Origin of the sequence: Pseudoclavibacter sp. 8L (assembly GCF_902506465.1) — a bacterium.
Classification (GTDB): domain Bacteria; phylum Actinomycetota; class Actinomycetes; order Actinomycetales; family Microbacteriaceae; genus Pseudoclavibacter.
This window is the reverse complement of the sequence record NZ_LR733186.1, coordinates 1,260,243-1,284,951: the sequence shown is the minus strand read 5'-3', so window position 1 is coordinate 1,284,951 and position 24,709 is coordinate 1,260,243. Positions and strand designations below refer to the sequence as shown.

Annotated in this window: 24 protein-coding genes; 13 read left to right on the top strand and 11 right to left on the bottom strand. The window is 67.6% G+C overall.

Annotated elements, in window-relative coordinates:
* Positions 1 to 2 precede the first annotated feature (2 nt).
* The 4 genes from GV007_RS12710 to GV007_RS12695 all read left to right on the top strand — a co-directional run bounded on the left by GV007_RS12710 (position 3) and on the right by GV007_RS12695 (position 5,123).
* On the top strand, positions 3 to 920 hold the full coding sequence (locus tag GV007_RS12710) for a DMT family transporter (protein ID WP_160073070.1): 918 nt from the start codon (positions 3 to 5) through the stop codon (positions 918 to 920).
* A 130-nt stretch (positions 921 to 1,050) separates the two neighbouring features.
* Positions 1,051 to 2,859 carry an oleate hydratase gene (locus GV007_RS12705; RefSeq protein WP_160073068.1) on the top strand — a complete coding sequence of 603 codons (1,809 nt, stop codon included), beginning with the start codon at positions 1,051 to 1,053 and terminating at the stop codon, positions 2,857 to 2,859.
* A gap of 79 nt (positions 2,860 to 2,938) precedes the next feature.
* A complete protein-coding gene (locus GV007_RS12700; protein WP_160073066.1) occupies positions 2,939 to 4,018 on the top strand; it encodes a linear amide C-N hydrolase in 1,080 nt (359 codons plus the stop codon).
* 118 nt (positions 4,019 to 4,136) lie between these two features.
* Positions 4,137 to 5,123, top strand: a complete 987-nt coding sequence (locus tag GV007_RS12695; RefSeq protein WP_160073063.1) for an FUSC family protein — start codon at positions 4,137 to 4,139, stop codon at positions 5,121 to 5,123.
* Between the two features lie 15 nt (positions 5,124 to 5,138).
* Here GV007_RS12695 and GV007_RS12690 read toward each other — a convergent pair whose 3' ends face one another.
* On the bottom strand, positions 5,139 to 6,143 hold the full coding sequence (locus GV007_RS12690) for an AI-2E family transporter (RefSeq protein WP_160073061.1): 1,005 nt from the start codon (positions 6,141 to 6,143) through the stop codon (positions 5,139 to 5,141).
* A gap of 275 nt (positions 6,144 to 6,418) precedes the next feature.
* Here GV007_RS12690 and GV007_RS12685 point away from each other — a divergent pair, with 275 nt between their 5' ends.
* From GV007_RS12685 to GV007_RS12670, 4 genes are read left to right on the top strand one after another with little or no spacing between them, the layout of a single operon-like run.
* Positions 6,419 to 7,099, top strand: a complete 681-nt coding sequence (locus GV007_RS12685; protein WP_160073059.1) for a GntR family transcriptional regulator — start codon at positions 6,419 to 6,421, stop codon at positions 7,097 to 7,099.
* Positions 7,096 to 8,631, top strand: coding sequence for an MmgE/PrpD family protein (locus GV007_RS12680; RefSeq protein ID WP_160073057.1), 1,536 nt, complete (start codon positions 7,096 to 7,098; stop codon positions 8,629 to 8,631). The genes GV007_RS12685 and GV007_RS12680 overlap by 4 nt, the downstream gene beginning before the upstream one ends.
* Positions 8,631 to 9,530 (top strand): methylisocitrate lyase, encoded by a 900-nt coding sequence (gene prpB / locus GV007_RS12675; RefSeq protein WP_160073055.1) that lies wholly within the window; start codon positions 8,631 to 8,633, stop codon positions 9,528 to 9,530. The genes GV007_RS12680 and prpB overlap by 1 nt, the downstream gene beginning before the upstream one ends.
* Positions 9,531 to 9,570: 40 nt before the next feature.
* On the top strand, positions 9,571 to 10,686 hold the full coding sequence (locus GV007_RS12670) for a bifunctional 2-methylcitrate synthase/citrate synthase (protein ID WP_160073053.1): 1,116 nt from the start codon (positions 9,571 to 9,573) through the stop codon (positions 10,684 to 10,686).
* Positions 10,687 to 10,777: 91 nt separating this feature from the next.
* Here GV007_RS12670 and GV007_RS12665 read toward each other — a convergent pair whose 3' ends face one another.
* The 4 genes from GV007_RS12665 to upp form a co-directional block, all read right to left on the bottom strand.
* The gene (locus GV007_RS12665) at positions 10,778 to 11,110 is read right to left on the bottom strand and encodes an ArsR/SmtB family transcription factor (RefSeq protein ID WP_160073051.1); all 333 of its coding nucleotides are present in this window, start codon (positions 11,108 to 11,110) and stop codon (positions 10,778 to 10,780) included.
* A complete protein-coding gene (locus GV007_RS12660; protein WP_160073049.1) occupies positions 11,094 to 11,558 on the bottom strand; it encodes a MarR family winged helix-turn-helix transcriptional regulator in 465 nt (154 codons plus the stop codon). Before GV007_RS12660 ends, GV007_RS12665 begins: the two co-directional genes overlap by 17 nt.
* Before the next feature lie 161 nt (positions 11,559 to 11,719).
* The gene (locus tag GV007_RS12655; protein ID WP_160073047.1) at positions 11,720 to 12,415 is read right to left on the bottom strand and encodes a winged helix-turn-helix domain-containing protein; all 696 of its coding nucleotides are present in this window, start codon (positions 12,413 to 12,415) and stop codon (positions 11,720 to 11,722) included.
* Between the two features lie 384 nt (positions 12,416 to 12,799).
* On the bottom strand, positions 12,800 to 13,435 hold the full coding sequence (upp, locus tag GV007_RS12650) for a uracil phosphoribosyltransferase (protein WP_104243489.1): 636 nt from the start codon (positions 13,433 to 13,435) through the stop codon (positions 12,800 to 12,802).
* An 81-nt stretch (positions 13,436 to 13,516) separates the two neighbouring features.
* On the opposite strand from upp, the gene GV007_RS12645 reads away from it, so the two are divergent.
* Positions 13,517 to 13,978 (top strand): nucleoside deaminase, encoded by a 462-nt coding sequence (locus GV007_RS12645; protein ID WP_323741400.1) that lies wholly within the window; start codon positions 13,517 to 13,519, stop codon positions 13,976 to 13,978.
* Between the two features lie 21 nt (positions 13,979 to 13,999).
* On the opposite strand, the gene GV007_RS12640 is transcribed toward GV007_RS12645, so the two are convergent.
* Positions 14,000 to 14,299 carry a hypothetical protein gene (locus GV007_RS12640; protein WP_146080122.1) on the bottom strand — a complete coding sequence of 100 codons (300 nt, stop codon included), beginning with the start codon at positions 14,297 to 14,299 and terminating at the stop codon, positions 14,000 to 14,002.
* Positions 14,300 to 14,358: 59 nt separating this feature from the next.
* Positions 14,359 to 14,532: a hypothetical protein gene (locus GV007_RS12635; RefSeq protein WP_160073045.1), complete on the bottom strand. Its 174-nt coding sequence runs from the start codon at positions 14,530 to 14,532 to the stop codon at positions 14,359 to 14,361.
* On the opposite strand from GV007_RS12635, the gene proC reads away from it, so the two are divergent.
* The 3 genes from proC (at position 14,519) to GV007_RS12620 (ending at position 18,471) form a co-directional block, all read left to right on the top strand.
* Positions 14,519 to 15,358 (top strand): pyrroline-5-carboxylate reductase, encoded by an 840-nt coding sequence (proC, locus tag GV007_RS12630; RefSeq protein ID WP_160073043.1) that lies wholly within the window; start codon positions 14,519 to 14,521, stop codon positions 15,356 to 15,358. The two genes, GV007_RS12635 and proC, sit on opposite strands and share 14 nt — an antisense overlap.
* A 91-nt stretch (positions 15,359 to 15,449) precedes the next feature.
* Positions 15,450 to 17,003 carry a J domain-containing protein gene (locus GV007_RS12625; protein ID WP_160073041.1) on the top strand — a complete coding sequence of 518 codons (1,554 nt, stop codon included), beginning with the start codon at positions 15,450 to 15,452 and terminating at the stop codon, positions 17,001 to 17,003.
* A gap of 103 nt (positions 17,004 to 17,106) precedes the next feature.
* The gene (locus GV007_RS12620) at positions 17,107 to 18,471 is read left to right on the top strand and encodes a CPBP family intramembrane glutamic endopeptidase (RefSeq protein ID WP_160073039.1); all 1,365 of its coding nucleotides are present in this window, start codon (positions 17,107 to 17,109) and stop codon (positions 18,469 to 18,471) included.
* Between the two features lie 112 nt (positions 18,472 to 18,583).
* Here GV007_RS12620 and GV007_RS12615 read toward each other — a convergent pair whose 3' ends face one another.
* Both GV007_RS12615 and GV007_RS12610 read right to left on the bottom strand, forming a co-directional pair.
* Entirely contained in the window at positions 18,584 to 19,783 is a 1,200-nt protein-coding gene (locus tag GV007_RS12615; protein WP_160073037.1) for a M20 family metallopeptidase, read from the bottom strand.
* A gap of 55 nt (positions 19,784 to 19,838) precedes the next feature.
* On the bottom strand, positions 19,839 to 21,413 hold the full coding sequence (locus GV007_RS12610) for an AbgT family transporter (RefSeq protein WP_160073035.1): 1,575 nt from the start codon (positions 21,411 to 21,413) through the stop codon (positions 19,839 to 19,841).
* Positions 21,414 to 21,552: 139 nt separating this feature from the next.
* Between GV007_RS12610 and GV007_RS12605 the strand changes: the two genes are divergently transcribed.
* Positions 21,553 to 22,542: an Lrp/AsnC family transcriptional regulator gene (locus GV007_RS12605; protein ID WP_160073033.1), complete on the top strand. Its 990-nt coding sequence runs from the start codon at positions 21,553 to 21,555 to the stop codon at positions 22,540 to 22,542.
* Here GV007_RS12605 and GV007_RS12600 read toward each other — a convergent pair.
* Together GV007_RS12600 and GV007_RS12595 are read right to left on the bottom strand one after the other, a co-directional pair.
* A complete protein-coding gene (locus GV007_RS12600; protein WP_068478414.1) occupies positions 22,535 to 23,203 on the bottom strand; it encodes a potassium channel family protein in 669 nt (222 codons plus the stop codon). The two genes, GV007_RS12605 and GV007_RS12600, sit on opposite strands and share 8 nt — an antisense overlap.
* On the bottom strand, positions 23,196 to 24,653 hold the full coding sequence (locus GV007_RS12595; RefSeq protein ID WP_160073031.1) for a TrkH family potassium uptake protein: 1,458 nt from the start codon (positions 24,651 to 24,653) through the stop codon (positions 23,196 to 23,198). Before GV007_RS12595 ends, GV007_RS12600 begins: the two co-directional genes overlap by 8 nt.
* Positions 24,654 to 24,709 lie beyond the last annotated feature (56 nt).

Here is a 24,709-nt window from a genome sequence, read left to right as displayed (position 1 = left end):
CCATGCTCATCGGCATCGCGCTCGCCCTGGCCGCCGCGGCCTTCATGGCCGTTGGCAACCTGCTCCAGTCGCGCGGCGTCCACCTCGCGGAGACGAGGTCGAGCAGCCGCAAGGATGCGGCCGTCCACGTGCTGCGGAATCGGATCTGGCTCTTCGGGAGCGTCGCGCTGGTCGTCGCGATGCTCGTGCAGGTCGGCAGCCTGGCGTTCGCGCCGCTGATCGTCGTGCAGCCGATCGGCGTGGCGGCTCTCGTGTTCTCCGTCGTCCTGACGAGCATCTTCCGCAAGACGCGGCCGTCGAGAGCCATCATCCGGTCGATCCTGCTGTGCGTCGTCGGCGTCGGCGGATTCGTCGTGGTCGCCGCGATCGTGAGCACGCAGCAGCCGATCGAAGACGCGCAGCTGGTCGCCGTGCTCGTGACGCTCGGCGGCGTGCTCGTCGCGACCGGCATCGTCGAAGTGCTGGGGAAGGGCCGTCCGACGCCGCCGCTGCTGTGGGTGCTGTTGGGCGGGGTCTACTCCGCGTTCGTCGCGACGCTCGGGAAGACGGTCATCCTCCGGGTGCAGGCCATCCTGAAGGCCCATGAGATGCCGTTCAACTCGACGGACATCCTCACCATCGCCAGCATCCTCGGCATCGGGATCGCCGGGGCCCTGTCCGTGATCTTCGTCCAGCGCGCACATCTGGACAACCCACCGGAGGTCGTCGTCGCGGGGCTCACGGTCATCGACCCTACGATCGCGGTTGTCCTCGGCATCGTCATCCTGCGCGAGGCGACGAATGCCCCGCTCTGGGCGGTCGTCGCATTCCTTGCGGCAGGTGCCGTCGCTATCACCGGAGTGATTCAGCTGGCGCGGGCCGAGAAGTCTCCCGTCGACGAGGTCTCGAATTCCTCATCCGCGGGTGAGAGGAAGGGTTAGTGGGCGGGTGAAATAACGAGCATCTCTTATCGGTGCAAAAGGGTCAAATATATACTTTGATAACGTCGGACAAATCATGATGGCATTTTATCCTGGCCATTTACGCGAGCCGGCGGGAAATGAGTCGACTATGCATTACAGCAGTGGAAACTACGAAGCATTCGCACGCCCGCGCAAGCCGCAGGGCGTCGACGACAAGAGCGCCTGGCTCGTCGGCGCAGGGCTCGGGAGCCTCGCTGCGGCGATCTTCCTCATCCGCGACGGGCAGATGAGCGGCGACCGCATCACCATCCTGGAAGAGCTCAACATCGCCGGCGGCGCACTCGATGGCATCAAGTACCCCGAGAAGGGATTCGTCATCCGCGGTGGCCGCGAGCTCGAGGACCACATGGAGTGCCTCTGGGACCTCCTGCGCACCGTGCCATCGCTCGAGATCGAGGACGCCAGCGTGCTCGACGAGTTCTACTGGCTCAACATCGACGACCCGAACTCGACGAAGAGGCGGGTCACGGAGAAGCAGGGCCAGGACGCCGGAACGAACTTCAAGTTCGGCCTGTCCGAGAAGGCGCAGAAGGAGATCGTCGGTGTCTTCCTCGCTACGCGTGCGCAGATGGAGGACAAGCGGATCGACGAGGTGTTCAGCGCCGAATTCCTCGACAGCAACTTCTGGCTCTACTGGCGCACGATGTTCGCCTTCGAAGAGTGGCACTCGGCCCTCGAGATGAAGCTCTACCTCCACCGCTTCGTGCACCAGCTCGGTGGGTTCCCCGACATGTCGGCCCTGAAGTTCACCAAGTACAACCAGTACGAGTCGTTTGTGCTGCCCATGCAGAAGTGGCTGCTCGAGCGCGGCGTGACCTTCCAGTACGGCACCAAGGTCACCGACGTGCAGTTCGACCTGGCGGGCGACAAGAAGCAGGCGACGCGAATCGACTGGGTCCGCGACGGCGAGGAAGGCGGCGTCGACCTCAGCGAGAACGACCTGGCCTACATCACCATCGGATCGCTGACGGAGAACTCCGACCAGGGCGACCACGCCACGGCGGCCCGACTCAACACGGGCCCGGCTCCGGCCTGGGACCTCTGGCGCAAGATCGCCGCACGCGACGAGGCGTTCGGCCGCCCCGAGGTGTTCTGCGGAGACATCCAGAAGTCGAAGTGGGAATCGGCGACGGCGACGACGCTCGACGCTCGCGTGCCCGAGTACATCGAGCGCATCGCGGAGCGCGACCCGTTCTCGGGCAAGGTCGTGACCGGCGGCATCGTCACGGCACGCGACTCGCCGTGGCTCATGAGCTGGACCGTCAACCGCCAGCCCCACTTCAAGGCGCAGAAGCCGACCGAGATCGTCGTCTGGATCTACGGCCTCCTCGTCGACACTCCCGGGGCCTTCGTCAAGAAGAGCATGCAGGACTGCACGGGGGAGGAGATCACCCAGGAGTGGCTCTTCCACCTGGGGGTCCCCGTCGACGAGATCCCCGAACTCGCCGCCACCGGCGTCAAGACGGTGCCCGTGATGATGCCGTACGTCACCTCCTTCTTCATGCCGAGGAAGGCCGGCGACCGCCCGGCCGTCGTCCCGAAGGGCAGCGTGAACTTCGCCTTCATCGGCCAGTTCGCCGAGACGACGCGAGACTGCATCTTCACGACGGAGTACTCCGTGCGCACTGCCATGGAGGCGACCTACGAGCTCCTCGGCGTCGAACGCGGTGTTCCGGAGGTCTTCAATTCGACGTACGACCTCAGGTTCCTGCTGCACTCGACGAACGTCCTGCGCGACGGCGAACAGCTCGACATCCCAGGGCCGAGCTTCGCGAAGCGACACCTCGTGAATCGCTTCGATCAGACCGAGCTCGGCCAGCTGCTGACCGACTTCAACCTGATCCCCGCCACGCAGAACGCTCGAGTCCACGACCGCAGCGACGACGCGATCGCCTGACCCCGCACGCGCACCCGCCGCCGTCGCATCCGCGGCGGCGTGCACAGCAGTTCCCTTACGAAAGGACGTGTCAACGAACATGTGCACTCGAATTGTGTGGCCCGACGCCAACGGGTCCGTCATTGTCGGCCGGAACATGGATTTCCACATGGATCTCCTCACGAACCTCTGGAAGTACCCACGCGGCATCGAGCGGGCAGACGGAGTCGAGGGAAACCTCACCTGGACGGCCAAGTACGGCAGCATCGTGGCGACGGCCTTCGACCTCATCGCCACCGACGGGATGAACGAGGAGGGCTTCGCAGGGCACATCCTGTGGCTCGCCGAGTCGGAGTACGGAAAGCCGAACGACAAGACGACTCAGCTGAGCCAGTCGGTCTGGCTGCAGTACTACCTCGACAACTTCGCGACGGTCGAGGAGGCCGTCGCTTGGACCAAGAAGTCGCAGGTGCAGATCTCGCAGCTCTTCGACCCGACGGGCCACCTCGTCCCGACCCTGCACCTCGCGATCAACGACGCCACGGGTGACTCGGCCATCATCGAGTACACGAGCGGCAAGCCGACGGTGTATCACAGCCGTGACTACAAGGTCATGACGAACTCCCCGACCTACGACAAGCAGCTCGAGCTCGCGAAGAAGATCGAGGGGCTCGGCGGCGACCAGCCGCTGCCGGGGTCGACGCTCGCGAGCGACCGCTTCGCTCGCGCATCCTTCTACGTCGAGCACCAGGTGCAGCCCAAGACGCAGCTGGATGCGATCGCCGCGATGTTCAGCATGATCCGGAACGCGGCGCAGCCGTTCCGGACCCCGGAGCCCGGCAAGCCGGACGCATCGCAGACGATCTGGCAGGTGGTGCTCGACCTCACGAACAAGCGCTACGTGTTCGAGTCGACGACCCGTCCCAACATCGTCTGGGTGGACTTCGACGAGGTGAGCTTCGCTGAGGGATCCAAGGTGCTCAAGCTCGACCTCGTCGGCCAGCTGGCGCTCGAGGGCGGACTCGCCGGCAACGTGAGCCACAAGTTCACCGACGTCGGGGCGGAGGCGACGCAAGCGCTCGCGACCGGCGTCAAGGCGCTGGAGTTCGTGGCGAACAAGAAGGACGACTTCCTTGCGGTGAAGACGCTCGTGCAGGATCTCGTCGGCAAGAAGGGATAGTCCGCGCGCGGCAGCGGGCGCCCCGCCTCGGGGCGCCCGCTGTCGTCGTATCAGGAGCCGGCCGGGGTGCTCGGCCGGAGACGCCACGGTTCCAGGAGCCGGAGATAGGGAGAGCATCGTGCGGCATGGTCCTGATGTCAGTGGCGGTGCGGTCAGCGCGGCCCTCTCGGTCAAACAGCTGCTGGTGGCGGTCGCCCTGGTCTCCGCCGCGGCGCTCATCCTCGGGGCCAGCCAGCTCCTCATCGGCCCGAACACGGCGGCGTCCGGCTACCTGACGATCCTCTTCCTGCTCTCGATCATCCGCGCGGGGAGTTGGCGGGCCCGGCTCTTCTCCGTGGGTTGGTCGCTTGCCATCGCGGCCCTCGGCTTCGCGGTCGGGGGCCTCGGGCTCTGGGTCACGCTCGCCGCAGTCGTCTTCGTCTGCCTCGTGCAGGCCTTCGTGACGGTCGGTGAGACGGCCTTCCTCACGCGGTCCCCCGTGAACCTGCTGGCGTTCGCCGCGCTCTCGCAGACGGGTGCCGAACTCTGGCAGGCGATGCTGGGGTCCGCGATCGGTGCGGGTGTCGTCGTCGGCTTCGCCGCGCTCGTGAAGGCGAGGGCGCATGCTCACGACCCGGGCACGCCGCTCGTCGACCGGATCGCCTATGGCGCGGTCACCGCGGGCGGATCCTTCCTCATCGTCTTCGCCTCGGAGCTACTGGAGTTCCCCTACCGCGACTGGACGCTGCTCTCGTTCAGCGTGATCCTCGCCGTGGGAGCGGACCAGCGCTTGCGACGCGGCTACCTCAGGGTGCTCGGATCGGTCGCCGGGGTCCTTCTCGCCATGCTCGCGTCGATGCTGCCGGAGCCGATTCCGCTCATCCTGGCCGGCCTCTTCCTCGTGCTGTGCGTCGCCTACGTCAACGCCGGAGAGTACGCGCTGTTCGTGCTCTTCCTGACGCCAGCCATCCTCCTCACAGCCGCCTCAGAGCTCTCCACCTTCGCGCTCGGGATCTACCGACTCGAAGCGGTGCTCTTCGCGACGCTCGTCGCGGTCCTCGGGGGGCTCGTCATGAACTTCCTCACCCGGCGCTCCGGTGGCGGTGAGGTCGTCGAAGCCGTCTGAGACTGAGCTGTTCGGCTAGCTCCGCGCCTTCTTGGGGATGACGACCTCGCGCACGAGCAGCACGATGCCGGCGGCGAGCGGGATCGCGACGAGGGCGCCCACGAGACCGAGCAGCGTTCCACCAGCGAGGGCGGCGATCAGGACGAGGGAGCCTGGGATCTGCACGGCCTTCGACATGACGCGTGGCGTGAGGATGTACGCCTCGACCTGCATGTAGACGAGCATCGCGACGAGGACGATGAGCGCCGCGATGGGGGAGGCGAACAACGCGATCACGGTCATGAAGATCGTGGTGATGATGGTTCCGATGAGCGGGATGAGCGTGATGAAGAAGCAGATGACCGCGATGATGAACGGGTAGGGCGCGCCGACGATCCAGAGCAGGAGCCCGCTGAACACCGCGTTGATGAAGGCGAGCACCACCATCCCGTTGAGGTACGAGCCGACCGATGCCATGATCCGCTCCGCGTACTCCTCGAAGCGGGGGCGAACCGAGGCGTTGATGAGCGAGTAGCCCGCCTGCTTGATGCTGCCGAGGGTCGCGATGAAGTTCAGGGTCAGGATGAAGACGAACAGCCCGGTGCTGACGCCGTTGACGATCGTCGTTCCCACCTTCAGGGCGCCGCCGCCGACGGTCGCCCAGGTGTTCGGGTCGGTCGCGGTCTTCTGCGCCCAGTCGAGGGCGTTGGTGGCGGCACCGTTCGTGGCCTTGTTGACCGTGTCGAACCAGCCCTCGTTGTTGATCCTGGTGATCTCTTGAGGAATGGTCGTCGCGAGGGAGGTGATCTGGTTGACCAGAATCGGCACGACGATCCAGATGAGCCCGGCGACGATGAGGATGAAGACGACGATCACGGCGATGATCGCCATTCCTCGCTTGAGCCCAAGACGCTGAAGGAGGCGAATCAGCGGGTCGAGTCCGAGGGTGATGAAGAATGCGATGAAGACGGAGAGGACTACCGATTGCAGTTGAATGACGGTGGTTGCGAGAAGCGCAGCCAGGAGAAGTCCGATTGCCACGGAAAAGGCCCACATGACGGGATTGCGACGAAAGAGATCAGTCGCTGTGCTGCGAATATCGGGCATCAAAAAGCCTTCTTCTGAGGGGATTTCCTCTAAGGCTAGAGCACGACCGGCTCCGCACGACTCGTCGTGATGAGCGGTGGGGCGAACTCGCGTGGTGCCGGCGCGAGCGGGAATGCTGCTATGTATGCATAGCCTGGTAATTCGGGCAGAAACATTGCCCAATGGCCTGACTGTGCATACATTGAGGGGTGTCGAAACGAGGGGACTCCATGCTCGCCAGTGACCGGGTCTACGCGGTGCTCCGTGAGGAGATCCTCGCGGGCGCGCTCCCGCCCGGGACGGTCCTCACCGAGGTCGAGCAGGCCAGCCGCCTCGAGGTATCTCGCACGCCAGTCCGCGGTGCATTCACGAGACTCCTCGCCGACGGGCTCGTGCGCAGCCAGTCACCGCGAGTGCTGCTCGTCTCCGAGATCAGCGCAGAACGCGTCGTCCAGCTCTACGAGCTGCGGGAGGCGCTCGAGACGCAGGCCGCCGCCCTCGCCGCGATGCGCCGAGACGAGCGGCCGTTCGAGGCCATCCGCATCCGCCTGCTGCACGCACCCGAGCTCCTCGAGCTCGGGGAAGCCGGCATCGCCGACTACTTCGAGCTCGTCGATGCCCTCGACCGCGCGATCGACGAGGCTGCGGCAAGCGACTACCTCAGCGTCGCGCTCGAATCGTGCCGCCTCCACTCCTCGCGAGTCCGCAGGCTCGCGAGCCACAACCCCGAACGCCTGCGGGAAGCCGCGAGCGAGCACCTCAGCGTCGTCGACGCAATCCTCGCCCGTGACCCTCGCCTCGCCTCGCACGCGACCCACGTCCACCTGCACCGCAGCCTCACGACCGCGCTCTCCTCCCTGCAGTCGAGCGCTCCACGACCAACTCCTCCAGAAGGGATCCTCCACACGTGAATCTCCACGACGTCCGAGTCCACCGCAGCGACGAGAACCTCGAGCGCCGCGACCAGCTGGCGTGGAAGATCGCCGAGGTCGCCGCCGATCCCGTCCCCGTCCAGGCCGAGGTGACCGACATGGTCATCAACCGCGTCATCGACAACGCCGCAGTCGCGGCCGCCTCGCTCACCAGGGCCCCCATCGTCGCGGCCCGCGACCAGGCACTCGCGCACGGCGTCTCGCGTCACGGTGCCGGCTCGACGCTCTTCGGCCTCGAAGACGCACAGCGAACCTCACCGGAGTGGGCGGCCTGGGCGAACGGCGTCGCGGTGCGTGAGCTCGACTACCACGACACGTTCCTCGCCGCCGAGTACTCGCACCCCGGCGACAACATCCCGCCGATCCTGGCGGTCGCCCAGCACCTCGCGGGCCAGCGAGCCATCTCCGGCGAGCAGCTCGTCCGAGGCATCGCGACCGGTTACGAGATCCAGATCGACCTCGCCAAGGGCATCTGCCTGCACAAGCACAAGATCGACCACGTCGCCCACCTCGGCCCGTCAGCGGCGGCCGGCATCGGGACGCTCCTCGGGCTCGACGCGGAGACCATCTTCCAGGCTGTCGGGCAGGCGCTGCACACGACCACGGCCACACGGCAGTCGCGCAAGGGCGAGATCTCGACCTGGAAGGCGCACGCGCCGGCCTTCGCGGGGAAGATGGCTGTGGAGGCCGTCGACCGTGCCATGCGCGGCCAGACGAGCCCCACCCCCATCTACGAGGGCGAGGACGGCGTCATCGCCTGGCTCCTTGGGGGTGTGGACGCGCGCTACCAGGTGCCCCTCCCCGCCGCAGGGGAGTCGAAGCTCGCGATCCTCGACAGCTACACGAAGGAGCACTCCGCCGAGTACCAGGCGCAGGCCTGGATCGACCTCGCGCGCAAGCTGCACAACGAGCACCCCCAGCTCGCGACTGCGCCCGACCGCATCGAGCGCATCCTCATCCGCTCCTCCCACCACACGCACTTCGTGATCGGCTCCGGCGCGAACGACCCGCAGAAGTACGACCCGACCGCCAGCCGCGAGACCCTCGACCACTCGATCCCCTACATCTTCACCGTCGCGCTGCAGGACGGCGCCTGGCACCACGTGGGCTCCTACGCGCCGGAGCGCGCCGCCAGGCCCGACACCGTCGAGCTGTGGAAGCGCGTCGTGACGGAGGAGGACCCGGAGTGGACCCGCCGCTACCACTCGCTCGACATCGCCGAGAAGGCGTTCGGCGGGAGCGTCGAGATCCTGCTCGCCGACGGAACCGTCATCCGTGACGAGATCGCCGTCGCCGACGCGCATCCGCTCGGCGCGCGGCCGTTCGCGAGGGACGAGTACATCAACAAGTTCCGCACCCTCGCCGCAGAGGTCGTCGAGGACCACGAGATCGAGCGCTTCCTCGACACCGTGCAACGGCTCCCCGAGCTCGCCCCCGGTGAGCTTGGCCAGCTCGGCTTCGTCGCGTCGCCCGGCGTCATCGAGTTCAACGAAGGCGGAGGGATCTTCTGATGCTGTACGCCAAGACCACCCCCGCAGAGAAGCGCGCGGCGTTCCGCGCGAGTCTCGCGAGCGGGGAGCTGCTGCGCTTCCCTGGCGCCTTCAACCCGCTCTCGGCTCGCCTCATCGAGCAGAAGGGCTTCGAAGGCGTCTACATCTCCGGGGCAGTGCTCTCCGCAGACCTCGGCCTGCCCGACATCGGGCTCACGACGCTCAGCGAGGTCGCAGGGCGTGGCAGGCAGATCGCCCGCATGACGGAGCTGCCGGCCATCATCGACGCCGACACGGGCTTCGGGGAGCCCATGAACGTCGCCCGCACCGTGCAGGAGCTCGAAGACGCCGGCCTCGCGGGCATGCACATCGAAGACCAGGTCAACCCGAAGCGCTGCGGGCACCTCGACGGCAAGCAGGTCGTCGACGAGGAGACGGCGCTCAAGCGCATCAGGGCGGCCGTGGATGCGCGACGTGACCCAAACTTCCTCGTCATGGCCCGCACCGACATCCGCGCGGTCGACGGGCTCGACGCATCCATCGACCGCGCCAGGAAGCTCGTCGACGCGGGCGCCGACGCCATCTTCCCTGAGGCGATGGCATCGCTCGAGGAGTTCGCGGCCATGCGCGCGGCCGTCGACGTGCCGCTGCTCGCCAACATGACCGAGTTCGGCAAGAGCGAGCTCTTCACGGTGCGGCAGCTCGCCGACGTCGGCATGAACCTCGTCATCTGGCCCGTCTCGACCCTCCGCATCTCGATGGGCGCGACAGCCGGGGCGCTCGACGAGCTCATCAGCCACGGAACGCTCACGGGAAAGCTCGACGAGATGCAGCACCGCGCGGAGCTGTACGAGCTTGTCGACTACGAGGGGTATAACCACTTCGACAGCGGAGTGTTCAATTTCACCGTCAAGCGCTGACGACAGCAGCGTTCGCCACACAAGGAAGGGCAGGTCAACGATGACTGAGCAGGAGATCTACAAGGGCCTCGCAGGGGTGCCCGTCGACTACAGCGCCATCTCGAAGGTCAACCCGGAGACCAACTCCCTGCTCTACCGCGGCTACCCGGTGCAGGAGCTCGCGGCGCAGAAGAGCTTCGAGGAGGTCGCTCTGCTGCTGTGGGGAGGCGAGCTGCCGAGCGACGCGGAACTCGCCGAGTTCGTGGCGCAGGAGCGCTCGGGCCGTGCGCTCGCCGACAACGTGCGCTCGATCATCGATGTCCTGCCTGTCACGGCGCATCCCATGGACGTCGTGCGGACGGCCGTGAGCGTCATCGGCGCCAATGACCCAGACGCGGACGACCCGTCGCCCGAGGCGGAGCTCGCGAAGGCGAAGGCCCTCTTCGCGGCGCTCCCCGCGATCGTGGCCTACGACCAGCGCCGCAGGCACGGCCTGGAGCTCGTCGAGCCTCGCGACGACCTCGACTACTCGCAGAACTTCCTCTGGATGACGTTCGGGGAAGAGGCCGCCCCCGAGGTCGTCGATGCCTTCCGTGTCTCGATGGTGCTGTACGCCGAGCACTCCTTCAACGCCTCCACCTTCACGGCACGCGTCATCACATCGACCACGGCAGACCTCTACTCGGCGGTCGTCGGTGCTATCGGCGCGCTCAAGGGCGCCCTGCACGGCGGCGCGAACGAAGCGGTCATGCACACGTTCGTGGAGATCGGCGATGCGGCCAACGTCGAAGCCTGGCTCGACGACGCGCTCGCGAACAAGAAGAAGATCATGGGATTCGGGCACCGCGTGTACAAGAACGGCGACTCACGCGTTCCCACCATGCACGCGGCCCTCGAGCGCCTCGCTGAGCACTACGATCGGCGTGACCTGCTCGAGCTCTCCGAGGCGCTCGAGCAGAGCTTCGGCGAGCGCAAGGGCATCAAGCCGAACCTCGACTATCCGGCGGGTCCCGTCTACCACCTCATGGGCTTCGACACCCCGACGTTCACGCCCCTGTTCGCCGCGGCGCGCATCACGGGATGGACGGCTCACATCATGGAGCAGGCCGGAGCCAACTCCCTCATCCGCCCGCTTGCCGTGTACAACGGCGTCGACGAGCGCCACCTCGAGGGCTGAGGCGGGCCAGCCGCCGCCACCCCGAGTCTCGCGGGTTGCGACTGTGGGGAGGCTCTCAAGGTCGGGCTCAGGACCGCGCTCAGGACCGGGCTCAGCGAGGGCGGATGCTCGCCGATGTCGCCTGGAGCTTCGTCGCATCGAGGCGATACAGTCCCCACGTGCCGCTGCGCTCGTAGGTGAGATACCCGCCATCGACGAGGATCCGCAGGTGGTGCGAGGCGGTCGACTGCGCGCATCCGAGCGCCGAGACGAGTTCCGTCACGGTCGTGGGCCGGTCTGGATTCGCGGCGACAAGAGACAGGATGCGCAGTCGGGTCGGGTCGGCGAGCACCTGGAGTCCATGTGCGAGCGCGTTGGCGGTCGCCGCATCAAGCGGTGCTGCGGACGCAGCACCGGCCCACGCGAAATCAGGCGCCGAAGTCACGCCCGCGACCACCCGTCTGGCCGACGCGGAGCTTCGTGCAGAGGTGCTGCAGGGTGCGGAGCTCGTCGGCGTCGAGCGAGCTGGTCATCCGCTCCTGGATATTGCGCATGTGCGTGCGAGCCGCACGCGTGAACTCGGCGCGGCCTTCCGGCGTGACCTCGATGAGCGTCGATCGCAGGTCGAGCCTGTCGTCGATCTTCACGAGGAACCCGCGTTGCACCAGTCGATCGACGAGCCTCGACACCGAGGACTGCGTGATCAGCACGTTGCGATTCAGGTCGCGAAGGCGGATGCGTCCCTGTGGTTCCCGCACGACGTTGAAGAGCACGTCGTACTCGTTCATCGACAAGGAATTGCTCGAGAACTCGCCGCGGAGTTCTCGCATTATCGAGACCTGGGCGCGGAAGAGGGACTCCCAAGCCTCCACTGGGTTGCTCGTCGTCGGCATCGGGCCTCCAGCTTCGTCGTCTCGTCAGGTTCCGTTGCAGTGTACTGGCCAGTACATCAGGCGACGGAATCCGGCGCGACCACGCGGCGAGCGAGGCCGCATCCACTCACCGCAATCCGGCGCAGAGGCCTTGATCCGGGGGGGGGATGCTCCCAGACCGATCAGAGGCGGTCGGGCGACTGCGCGTTCGGGTAGAGCACCTCGACGTCGGCGTGACGATCGAAGCGGTAGCCCGTGCCGCGGACCGTGCGGACGATGTCTCCGTAAGCGCCCAGCTTGGAGCGGAGGCGGCGGACGTGCACGTCGATGGTGCGTTCGTTCGGGCGCTCCTCGTCGCTGTCGCGCCACAGGATGTCGATGATCTCGGTGCGGTCGACGGTGCGTCCCTCGCGCAGCACCAGCGCCTGGAGGAGCTCGAACTCCTTGTACGTGAGGCCCGCGTTCTCGCCGGAGACGCTCACGCGCTTCCGAGTCGTGTCGATCGTGACCCCCTCGGCGGAGTCAGGCAGGTGGTCCTCCTCGACCCCGCGGGCGGCGAGCGCCTGAGGGTCCTGCAGTGCGAGGCGGACGACGTCGACATCGCGACCGCCGGCGCCCTTCGGAGCAAGGGCGACGGCTGCGTGCGTCTCGGCGTGCGGGGCGACCTCGGCCGTGACGCGCTTGAGCGCTTCGACGAGCTCGGTGAGCGTCGTCCCGTCGAGGGTGGCCTTCGCTTCATCGAGGCCGACGTAGAGGACGAAGCCGCGCGCTTCAGGCGCGGCGGGGACCGCCTGGACATAGGCGGGGCGAGGGGTTTCTGGGATCTGGGTCACGGCATTCAGGGTGCGAGGGCGGCGGAAGTCGGTGGCAAGCGACATGGGAGGAAGTCCTTCGAGGTGATGATGCTCATGGCACCCACCTGCTGGCGGGTGCTGCCCGCGACGGTTCGCGGACGGTGCCGAGGGACTGGAGCCTCGGCGGGATGCAGTCGGGTGCAGAGTGCAGCGCGACCGCGCTGGCCCAAGGGGCGCAGGGTTCCTTCTTCATGGGCAGGCCATCATGAGAGAAGGGGACGGAAAATGCGGCGACTCGACGGAGGTTGAGTTCCGGAGTCAGCGGCACATTCGACAGCACATCACGCTGCTGGGCATCATCATGCCAGCGGTTCCCGTCGCCGAAATGGCGGTCAGGGTGCGCGAGAGGTTCGTCATGCCGCCAGTATCTTTCCTCGTGACGGCACATGTCAACAGATGACGCGAAGTTTATTCCGCGACGCCGTAGAGGCGATCGCCGGCATCGCCGAGGCCCGGCACGATGAAGCCGTCCTCGTTGAGTCCCTCGTCGAGGGCTCCGACGACCACCGTGACGTTCTTGTCGGCGAACGCTTCCCGCATCTTCTCGATGCCTTCCGGGGATGCGACGATGCAGATGGCGGTGACATCGACTGCCCCTGCGTCGAACAGGAAGTCGATCGCGGCGACAAGTGAACCTCCTGTCGCCAGCATCGGGTCGAGGGCGAAGCACTGGCGGTTCGCGAGGTTCTCGGGGAGGCGCTTGGCGTAGGTCTCCGGCTGCAGGGTCTCCTCGTTGCGGCGCATGCCGAGGAAGCCGACCTCGACGTTGGGGACGAGCTTCAGGAACCCGTCGAGCATGCCGAGGCCAGCGCGGATGATCGGGACGACCAGGGGCACGGGGTCGGTCATGCGCAGGCCAGTGGTCTTCGCGACCGGGGTCTGCAGCTCGTACGACTCGGTGCGGACGTCTCGGGTCGCCTCGTAGCTGAGGAGGGTCACCAGCTCTTCGACCAGCGAGCGGAACTGCTGCGACGAGGTCTTCTCGTCCCGCAGCACCGAGAGCTTGTGGGTGATGAGCGGGTGGTCAGCTACGTGCAGGCGCATGAAATACAGAGTAACGATGCTGGAGGCGTCCCGGTGACATCCGGTCGATGACGTCGGGGCCGTGATGGGAAGATGGGCGGCGTGCCACTCCACGTCGACGAGCGCCTGCATGAGCTCATGGGAATCGCCCTCGGTGAGGCCGAGCTGGCGCTCGCGAGCGCTGACGTCCCCATCGGTGCGGTTGTGACCGACGCTGCGGGCGAGGTCATCGCCACGGCGCACAACGAGCGGGAGTTGACCGGGGACCCGACGGGGCACGCGGAGGTGCTCGCGCTCAGGCGTGCGGCCGAGCGCCTCGGTGGCTGGCGACTCGACGGATGCACGCTCGTCGTCACGCTCGAACCCTGCGCCATGTGCGCGGGGGCGATCCTCTCCTCGAGAGTCGGCACGCTCGTCTACGGCGCCTGGGACGACAAGGCCGGCGCCGTCGGCTCGCGCTACGACCTCGTGCGCGACCGGAGGCTCCCCGAGCGTGCTGTGGTCATCGCCGGGGTGCGCGAAGCGGAATGCGCGGCACTCGTGCGCGGCTTCTTCCGCGACTGAGCGCCGCGGTGCCCGCGCGGGTCAGTCGACGGAGCGGATGACGATCGACTCGGTGCTCACGTGCACGTTGTGTCGCTCGGTCACGTCGGGCTCGACGAAGATCGACTCCGCATGCGGGGCGGCTTCGCGCACGAGCGCGCGGAGCTGAGCGAGGACCGGAGGCAGATCGAGCACCTGCGGGAGGTTCAGCACCGAGACGCGGACTCCCACGAGCGTCACCCGGTCATCGACTTCCACGCTGCGCACCTGGAGCACCTCGCCCACGTGCACGTTTTCGAGCAGCAGTTCGCGAATGTGTGCGGCGAGTTCCTGATTCGGCACGAGTTCCCCTTCGACGGTGACGAGTAACGGCCAGCATACCGAGGCCACCTTGGCGCCTCTCAGAGCAGGTGCTGCATCTCGGCGTCCTCCATGGTGCATCCGTACAGTCGCGACGCCGAGGCGGCTTCGACCTGGCCCGTGTCTGCGGCGGCGGCGGGGAGGAGGCGCGCGAGGGTGCACGGCGGGCGAATGTCGGTGGTGCGTCCGTACAATCCCGGTATGACGGCACTCACCTATGCGTTCCTCGGCGGCGGCAACATGAACGGCGCGATCCTGCGCGGGCTGCTGGATGCGCCCCTCGGCGAAGGGGCGCGGGTCCACGTCACGACGAGGTCAGCGGCCTCCGCGGCGGCAGGCGAGAGCGACGGCCGGGTCACGATTACGGCCCTCGAGTCCGATGCGCGTGCGAACCTCGCCGCGGTCGAAGAGGCTGACGTCGTCGTCCTCGGCGTCAAGCCCTACCTGATCGGTGAGCTGCTCGACGAGATCGCGCCGGCGCTCAAGCCGGACGCGGTTGTCATCTCCGTGGCGGCAGGCGTGCGTCTCGAGAGCCTCGCGGCACGTCTTCCCGACGGGGCGCAGATCGTGCGCTCGATGCCGAACACGCCCGCGAGCATCGGCCTCGGCGTCACGGGGCTCGCCGCGAACGACTCGACAGGCGAGGCTGCGCTCGCAGTCGCCGTCGCGCTCTTCGAGAGTGTCGGCAGGGTGGCCACCATCGACGAGGACCGCATCGATGCGCTCGCCGCGGTCTCCGGTTCGGGACCAGCCCACGTGTTCCTCCTCATCGAGCAGTACCTCGAGGCGACCAAGCGGCTCGGCTTCGACGAGGAACTCGCGAGGCAGCTGGTCGTCGGGACGTTCGAGGGCGCTGTCGGCATGGTGGTCCGCGATCCCGCGACCGAGCCGTCCGAGCTGCGTCGTCGGGTGACGAGCCCCAAGGGAACAACTGAGCGCTCCGTCGCGGAGCTGCAGGATGCCGACCTCGCCGGCCTCTTCGAGCGTGCGTTCGACGCCAACCGGCGTCGATCCGCTGAGCTGGCCGCAGAGAACTCCTGAGTCCACACTCGCGCTCGCCCGCACGGCGACGGGCGACGAGGCGATCACTGCGTAGGCTTGGGCACTTGAACCAGGAGCGGGAGGGGCGGCCATGAGCGGTCGACGGCACGTCTTCACAGAAGACCTCTACCTCGTGCTCGGCGTCTCCAGAACGGCGTCCCTCGAAGAGGTCCGTCGTGTCGGGCGTGCCAGGCAGCGAGAGTCCCACCCCGACCTCGGCGGCAGCTCCGACGACTTCGTCAGGGTGCGACTCGCGGTCGAGGTGCTGACCGACGAGACGACGCGGCGAGAACACGACGCGTGGCTCGCGGGCGGTGGCTCGCGTCGTGTCCGCACCCAGCAGCGCACGCAGTGGGCGCCGACGAGCAGGCGCTCAGCCGGTGGCGGCGGGCGATTCCGCACACCCCCTCGCGCCAGCGCGAAGCGCGACTCGGCCGCCTCAGCTCCTCGTCGCAGCGCCCACGCCGAGCCGGCGACGCGGGACGCACCGCCGCCGTCGCGCATCCCCGCGCAGATCTTCGATGTGCGGCGCATGGCGTGGTTCCGCACGCGCTGGCCGGAGCAGCCCGCCTACTGGCCGCCCGCCGTCGCCGCGAAGCGTCCGTACACGCGCCGTGAGCTGATGGCGGTTTCGGTGCACGCGGCGATCGTCGTCATCGGTGCGCTCCTGCTCCTCGTCGACGCGTCGTTCGTGCGCCTCACGGTTCCCACGTTCGGGCCGGGGCAGGAGCCGACCATGTGGCCCGCGGTGCTCGCCTACGTGGCGGTCAGCGCGGCTTGGCTGACCCTGCGGCTGCGTGTCCGGGCGCAGCGCTGGGCTCTTGTGCTGTGGCTCGTGTCGCTCGTGGTGGCCGTGGTCGCGGGAGTGCTGTCGGCGACGCTCGGTGTCATGTCCCTGTTCGCGACGACTGCTGGCATGCAGAACCCGGCGTTCGCGAGCCTGCTCGCGCAGGCGGCCATCTACCTCGCGGCCGCGGTGTCCGGCTACTTCGCCTGGTCCGGCCTCACGCAGCGCCGCGTCGCAGTGACCCGCGAACGACTCCTCGTCCAGCTCGCCAACGAGTCCGCGCCCCCGGCGGGAGATGGCAGGCGAGTCTGGGGTGAACCAGGCCAGACGGCCATGGACGCCGGCGGAACCGCGGGCGGGACGAACCCGATGCGGGCGTTCCTCGCGCAGCGATCGGTCGGCGAACCCCTCGCCCAGCTGCTCCGCATCCCAGGTGTGCGCATCGTGCATGGCCTCCGGGTTCCGGGCCAGGGCACCGGATCGATCGCGCACGCGGTGATCAGCGGCCGCCGGGTGGCGCTCATCAACGACGAGCTCTGGGCGCCGGGCACCTACGGCATCTCGGCAGATGGCGAGCTCACGCACAATGGCGTCGCCTTCTCCTCGCCCGCGGCGGAGTTCCCGCACGCCGTCGAGCGATTCCACGAGCTGTTCGGCGAGATGTCGGCCGTGCGCGGGTGGATGACGGTCGTCGCGGAACGCGAGGGGACGCTCGAGGTCGACAACGCGCTCACCTGGCAGCGGGTCAGGCTCGCCACCACGGAATCGCTGCTGCGCGAGGTCGGCGACTGGCTCGCCGGCGACGGCAATCGCGTCGACCGGCTGCTCCTGCGCGACCTCGTCGCCCACAAGCGCTGACGCTGCCGCACCGCGGGCGCCTCCCTCGCGCAGCGGAGGGACCGGATGAGGAATCATTCGTGCGGCTGATCCCCGGGCATCCGCTGCTCGATACCGTCGAAGCATGAGCAACCACGGCATGACTCCGACCCCGACCGGCAGTGCACCGCTCACCGAGCAACCCGCAACCGGCAACAGCAGACTCACGTACGACCACGCGCTGAGCCCGATCGGGCGCGGCAAGGGATGGTGGAGGGGGCTCCTCTTCATCGCGTTCCTCGTCGTCGGCTTCTTCATCAGCTCCATGACCATCGGCGGTCTCGGAATCCTGATCTCGACACTGACCGGGGAGATCGGCCAGCAGCAGCTCATGGACGCCGTCGAGAGCGGCATCGTCCCCATGACGCCCGCGATCTTCGTGACGAACAACCTGGCGCTCGCGGCGCTCCTCCCGCTGGCGTACCTCGGCCAGCGGATGCTCTTCGGCGTCCGGCCGGGCACGATCTCGTCGGTCACGGGCCGCTTCCGGTGGGCGTGGTTCCGCAAGCTCGCTCTGGTCATCGTCCCGGTCTTCGCGGTCTACTCGGCTGGGCTGTTCCTGCTCGAGCCAGCCGAGGTCAACATCGACGGCACGGCGATGCTCATGCTCGTGTTCGTGCTGCTGACGACGCCCTTCCAGGCAGCGTCGGAGGAGTACGTGGCCCGCGGCGGCTTCCAGCGCGCGGCCGGCTCCTGGTTCGCTTCACCGCAGCTGTCCTTCATCATCGGGACCGCGGTCTCCGCGACGCTGTTCTGCCTCGCGCACGGTGCCGGCGACTGGTGGCTCATCGGGTACTACTTCTTCTTCGGCGTCATCATGTCGGTCACCGTCAAGTACACGGGTGGGCTCGAGAGCGCGGTGCTCATCCACGCGGCCAACAACGTCATGCTGTTCATCCCTTCCGTGCTCACCGGTCAGCTCAGCGAGGGCATCGACCGCTCGGAGGGTGCGGGCGGCCCGATCATGCTCCTCCCTGCCGCGTTCCTCGCGATCGTCGCGGCGTTTGTCATCTGGCGTGCCAGGAAGGAAGGCATCGAGACGACGACGGCGCCGCTCGTGACCGCCAAGCAGCGCAAGGAGGAAGCGGCGCGCGCCGCCTACGAGCTGTACGCGCAGCAGCAGGCGCAGCTCGCCCAGCAGGCCGCGCAGCAGCCGATGCAGACCTACGGCGAGTTGCCCGGTCAGAGTTACGGGCAGACCTACGGCCGGGCCCCGGTGCAGCAGGACAGCCAGGTCCACGGTCAGGTCCCGAACCAGCAGCATGGCCAGGTGCCGGCGCAGCAGTACGGTCAGGCTCACGGTCAGGCACCGGCGCAGCAGTACGGTCAGGCACCGGCGCAGCAGTACGGTCAGGCTCCGGCGCAGCACGACGGCCAGGCGCCGAACCTCGGTCAGCAGCAGCAGTCGGACTCGACGCCGCCAGCCGACACGAACCGGGGCCGCGAGTAGCGCCCGCCGCTCGGCTCGGACGGTCGGGCACGACGAAGCCCCTCGAGATGGACCCAGTGTCCATCCGAGGGGCTTCGTCGCAGCAGCGTCCAGGGAGCCGCCGCAGGATTAATCAGCGCGCGTCGAATGCCGCTTTCGCCTCGACCGCGAGACTCGGTTCGCGGAAGACGGCGAGTGCAGTCGCAGCGAGCATGGCCGCGCCGTCGGCGATCGTGACCGAGGCATTCGGGCCATCCGCTGCCTCAGCGAACTCCCTCGTGTGCGTGACCCCGTCGGGGATGAGCTGGATCATCGGGTGGATGGACGGAACGACATGGCTGACGTTGCCCATGTCGGTGGAGCCCGTTATGGGCTCTTCCGTCACCATGCGGCCGAGCCGCTCGTAGGCAGTGCCTGCGATGTCGGCGAGCACCGGGTTCGAGATGAGTGAGTAGTAGGCGGGGGTGTTCTCCTCGATCAGCACCGTGCACCCGGTTGCGATCGCTGCCCCTTCGAAGCAGGCGCGAACCCTCGGCACGATGTTCTCCAGCAGATGGTCCCGGTCATTGGCGCGCACGAAGATGCGCAGCGCCGAGCGCTCGGGGATGATGTTCGGCGCCTGGCCGCCATCGGTGACGATGGCGTGCACACGTGCATCGTCGGTCAGCTGCTGTCGGAGCAGCCCGATCGCGGTCAGCGACAGCGTGGAGGCGTCGAGTGCGTTGATCCCCGTCTCGGGGCTCGCGGCAGCGTGGCTGGCGCGCCCGGTGAACGTGACGTCGAGGGCCACCCGCGACAGCGTCGACCCGCCGACGGTGTTCGTCGCTGCCGGGTGCACCATGATCGCGAGGTCGATGCCATCCAGCACACCGCCCTCGATCATCGGGACCTTTCCTGCGGCCCCCTCCTCGCCGGGGCTGCCGATCACGACGACATGGGCGGGAGTGCCAGGGGCGGCGGTCAGGGCGTCCTTCAGCAGGATGCCCGCACCGAGTCCGCTCGCGGCGATGATGTTGTGGCCACACGCATGCCCGATGCCCTCGAGGGCGTCGTATTCGCAGAACACGGCGATCGTCGGGGTGCCCTCACCCGCATCGGGCGTCGACCAACGGCCCACGAAGGCCGTGTCGAGGCCGGCGAAGCCTCGCTCGAGGGCGAAGCCCGCCGACTCGAGCTCGGAGGTGAGCCTGGCTGCGGCGTGCACCTCGGTGAAGCGGATCTCGGGGTTCGCGTGCAGGTCGGCGGCGACGTCGACGAGCAGAGGCAGTCGCGCTGGCAGCTGTGCGCTCAGCTCGTCGACGATCGCGGGCACGTGGTCGGTGCTGATGTTCATGCTGGGTGTTCCTCCAGTGGGGTCGGGGTCAGGGTCGAGTGGCCAGGCGTGCACATCAGCCGCCCATCATGAGGGAGTGGCCGGGGCCGACGGGAAGCTCGAAGATTCCCCAGACGAGCAGCTGCAGCAGCCAGACCCCCCAGATCGCGATCGTGAACGGCATGACGAGGCTGAACAGCGTGCCGAGTCCACCCTTCGGCGCCCACTTCTGCATGAGGCCCAGGACCACCGGTAGCAGCGGGTTCATCGGCACGAGCGGGTTCGAGGCGGAGTCGGTGATGCGGAACGCCGCCTGCACGTAGGCGGGGTCGACGCCGTTGAGCATGAACATGGGCACGAAGATCGGCGCGAGCAGGGTCCAGAGCGCCGAACCGCTGGTGAGCAGCAGCGCGGGGACGAACACGAAGATGCTGAAGATCATGAGGCCGCCGATGCCGCCGAGGCCCGTCGCCTCCATCGCGTCAGCACCGCCCGTGGCGAGGAGCAGGCCGATCTGTGACCACGAGAACCAGGCGATGGCCTGCGCCGCCGTGAAGATGACGACGATGAACGGCACGAGCTCCTTGACCGCTTCCGTCATCATGCTGGGCACCTGTGCCCAGCTGGTGAGGGTTCCGGCAGTGATGCCGTACGTGACGCCACCGACGAGGAACATGAACAGGATGAAGATCGGGATGCTCGACATGAACGGCGAGCGCAGGATCGCGCCACCCTCACCCTGCAGGGCGGAACCTGGCAGCAGGAGGAGGACCACCAGGACCGCGAGGTAGGCGACGATCGCCACCGTGGCGATGAGGAGCGCGCGACGCTCCTTGCTGGTCGCCGGTCCTGCTTCGGAGTCGGGGGTGAGCGCGCTCGGAAGGAGCGTGTTCTTCGGGGGCACGAAGGTGCCGAGCTTCGGTTCGAGGAAGCGCTGGCAGACGAATGTGATCGTGATGGAGAGGATCACGGTCGAAGAGGCGAAGAAGTAGTAGTTCGCCAGCACCGACACCTCGGCACCCGGTTCGACGATCTGGGCGGCGCTCGTCGTGATGCCCGACATGAGCACGTCGGTGCCCGCAGGGACCACGTTGGCGCTGAACCCGGCGATGACAGCCGCGTATGACGTGATGAACCCGGCGAGCGGGTGCCGGCCCGCGGCGAGGAAGGCCGCTGCCGCGAGTGGGGGAAGGATGATGACGGCCGTGTCCGAGGCGAGGTTGCCCATGAGGCTCACGAAGACGACGACGTACGTGACGGCCCACTTGGGTGCGGACAGCACCGTGGCACGCATGAACGTGCTCAGGAGGCCAGTGCGCTCGGCGACGCCGATGCCCAGCATGACCGTGATGATGAGGCCGAACGGCGGGAACGTGATGAAGTTCTCGATCGCCGTCGAGACCGCGTAGACGAGGCCCTCCGCCGAGAGGATGCTTCGGATGGGAATGACCTCGCCGGTCGCCGGGTCGATCGTCGTCGCCCCGAGCCCCGCCGCGATGGCCGAGGCGACGGCGACGAGGCCGGCGAGGATGAGGAAGAGGAAGAACGGATGCGGGAGTCGGTTGCCGACGCGCTCAACGCCGCGCAGCATCCTTCCGCTGAGTCCTGGCGCCTCCGCGAGCGTGAGCTCCGTGGTGTCAGTCCGAGTCATGAGCACTCCGATGTTCGAGGGGACTTCGCTGTCCTGAGTGTTCTGATTGTGCTTTACGGCAGTGTTACGTTGGTCGCATCGGCCACCAAGTTGGTCCAAGATGTTCGATATGGATCTCAAACCGCGAGAACTGTCCCCGGTGTTGTCCGAATCGGACCTCGCGCTCATCGACGTCATGCAGGAGGATCCGCGCGCTCCATGGGCGCAGATCGGGCAGACGATCGGGGTCAGCGCCCCGACCGCCCGGCGCAGATGGGAACGTCTCCACGCCGAGGAGTCCGCCTGGGTCACCACGCACGTCGGCTGGAACTCCGGGGTCGTCACCGCCATCGTCGCGGTGCAATGTCGGCCAGGGTCGGTCGAGACCGTCATCAACGCCTTCGTCACCCACCCGAGGGTCGTGACCATCGCCGAGATCACCGGCGATCACGACCTCATGCTCACCGTGCTCGTCCCCGACGTGCACGAACTGCGCCGGTTCCTGCGTGTCGGCCTCACCTCGCACGCCGATGTCGCACGCATGCGAACCATGCTCGTCACTCGGATGTTCCTCGACGGCTCGCACTGGCGGTCCGGGTTCGGCGTCTCCTCCCGGCCCGTCGAGGCCAGGGACGGAGGCACGTCAGCGCCGTCGCCGCTCTCACCCGCCCTGGCGACGGCCATCAGCGTCCTCGAGCGCGACGGTCGCGCGCCGAGCAGCGAGCTGGCATCGGCACTCGGTGTCTCGGAAGCTCACGCGAGAAGGTTCGTCCACCGCGCCGTGCGGTCGGGACACATCGTGCAGCGCATCGACGTGCAGCTCGAGCAGCCTCGCTGGCCATACTCGCTCGTGCTGTGGATGGTCGTGCCGGCTGGCCGCCTCTACAGTGCCGCGGCCCGCATCAGCCAGCGCCAGTCGGTGCGTGCCTGCGCGGCGCTCGCGGGAGGCAGCGCGAACCTGTACGCGATCGTCTGGCTGAGCTCACTGGCTGAGGCGCCGGATGTGGAGATGCAGATCGTGCAGGATGGCGACGTGCGGGTCGTCGAGCGCAGCATCATGCTCCACTACAGCAAGCGCATGGGACACGTCTTCGACAGCGATCAGCGCAGGACGGGTCACGTGCCGTGGGTCGCCGGGGCGGTTACGTGAGCGCCGCGAAGCGCTCCACATCGGAGGCCGAGCCGGACACGATCACGAGGTCGTGGTTCGAGACGACCGTGTCCGCCATCGCGTAGGTGAAGGGCTTGCCCGGGCTCTTCACCCCGACGACCGTCACCCGGTACTTCGTGCGAACGCCGGACTCCATGAGGGGGACGCCCCGGATCGCCTTCGGCGGGTAGAGCTTCACGAGCACGAAGTCGTCATCGAACTGGATGAAGTCGAGCATGCGCCCCGAGAGCAGGTGCGCGATGCGCTCGCCAGCCTCGCGCTCCGGGTAGATGACGTGGTGCGCGCCGATGCGGCCGAGGATCTTGCCGTGCGTCGCCGACATCGCCTTCGCCCAGATCTGCGGCACCTTCAGGTCGGAGAGGTTCGCCGTGACGAGCACGCTCGACTCGAGCGACGTGCCGACCGCGACGACGGCGACCGCGAACTCGTGCGCGCCGATCTGCCGAAGGGCCTCGATGTTCCGCGCATCCGCCTGCACCGCATGCGTCACCCGCTCCGCCCACTTCTGGACGAGTCCCTCGTCGGTGTCGACCGCGAGCACCTCGCGACCCTGACGCTGCAGCTGGCCCGCGGTCGCAGCGCCGAACCGGCCGAGGCCGATGACGAGCACCGGCGCATTGTGTGGAATCGGCTCACCCAACGATGATCCTTTCTTCGGGCAGCCTGAACAGCTGCTTGTGCTCGCTGGAAGCGAGCGCGGCGGCCATGGTGACCGTGCCCACGCGGCCGAGCCACATGGTGATGGAGAGAATGTACGCGCCCTGCTCGGGCAGGTCCCCGGTGAGACCCGTCGAGAGGCCGCAGGTGGCGAATGCGCTGATCGCCTCGAAGATCGCCTCGTCGAACGGCACCGAGGCGAAGTGCATGAGGGAGATCGAGGAGACCGCCACGATCGTCGCCCCCCAGAGCGTCACGCTGACGGCGAGGCGCAGCACGTCGTTCGGGATGCGGCGGCCGAACGCCTGGATGTCGTTGACGCCCCTCGCCTCGGCGAAGGCTGCGAGGAAGAGGATCGCGAGGGTCGTCACCTTGATGCCACCCGCCGTGGATGCGCTGCCGCCACCCACGAACATGAGCATCTGCATGGCGAGCATGGTGGCGGGGTCTGCGTCGGCGAGGTCGATCGTGGAGAAGCCGCCTGAGCGGGTCATGGCAGACATGAAACCAGCCGTCACCGGCCGGAACCACGGGTCCTGCGCACCGATCGTCTGGGGGTTGTCGCCCTCGAGGAAGTAGATCGCGACCGCGCCGAGCACGAAGAGCAGCACGGTCGTCGAGATGGTCAGCTTCACGTGCACCGAGATGCGCTGCTTCGTCTTCACCCAGCGCGTGAGGGCGAAGATGACGGGGAAGCCGAGGCTGCCGAGGAAGACGGCCGTCGCGAGGCATGTGAGCATCCACACGTCCGTCGCGAAGGGCGCTATGCCGCTGCTCGTCGGCATGAACCCCGTGTTGGTGAACGCCGACGTCGCCCAGAAGAAGCCGTCGAGGATCGCGTCCCAGAGCGGCTCACCGGCGATCAGGAGGCGCGGGATGATGAGCATCGCGATGATCGTCTCGATGATGACGAGCGAGATCGCGACGGTCGCGAGGATCCCGCCGATGTCGCCCAGCTTCACCGCCTGCGATTCGGAGACGGGGCCGGCGTGCGTGCGCAGCGCGTTGCTGTCGCTCGCCGCGACGAGCTTCTGCCGCAGCCCGAGGCGCCGCGTGACGATCGCGCCCATGATGCTCGCGAGCGTCAGCACTCCGATGGCCCCGACCTGCATGCCGAGCCACACCATGAAGTGGCCGAAGCCCGACCAGTGGGTGGCCATGTCGACCACGGAGAGGCCGGTGACGCAGATCGTGGAGACGGCGGTGAAGAGCGCCTCGTGGAACGGAGTCATGGTTCCGTCGGCTGAGGAGATCGGCAGCATGTAGATCGTCGTCCACAGCAGGATGATGCTCGTGAAGATGATGACCGCGAACCGGGAGGGCGTGTGATGGGCGAAGTCGTCGATCTTCCGGCCGATGGCCGCGACGATGCGCCGCAGCAGCCCATCCGTGTCCACAGGTGCGGGGATGCTCGAGGCCCGCGGAGTGCGCATCCCATCCCCAATTCACTGCACCGTCGACGACGCCGCGCGTGCGCGAGGCGTCGGTC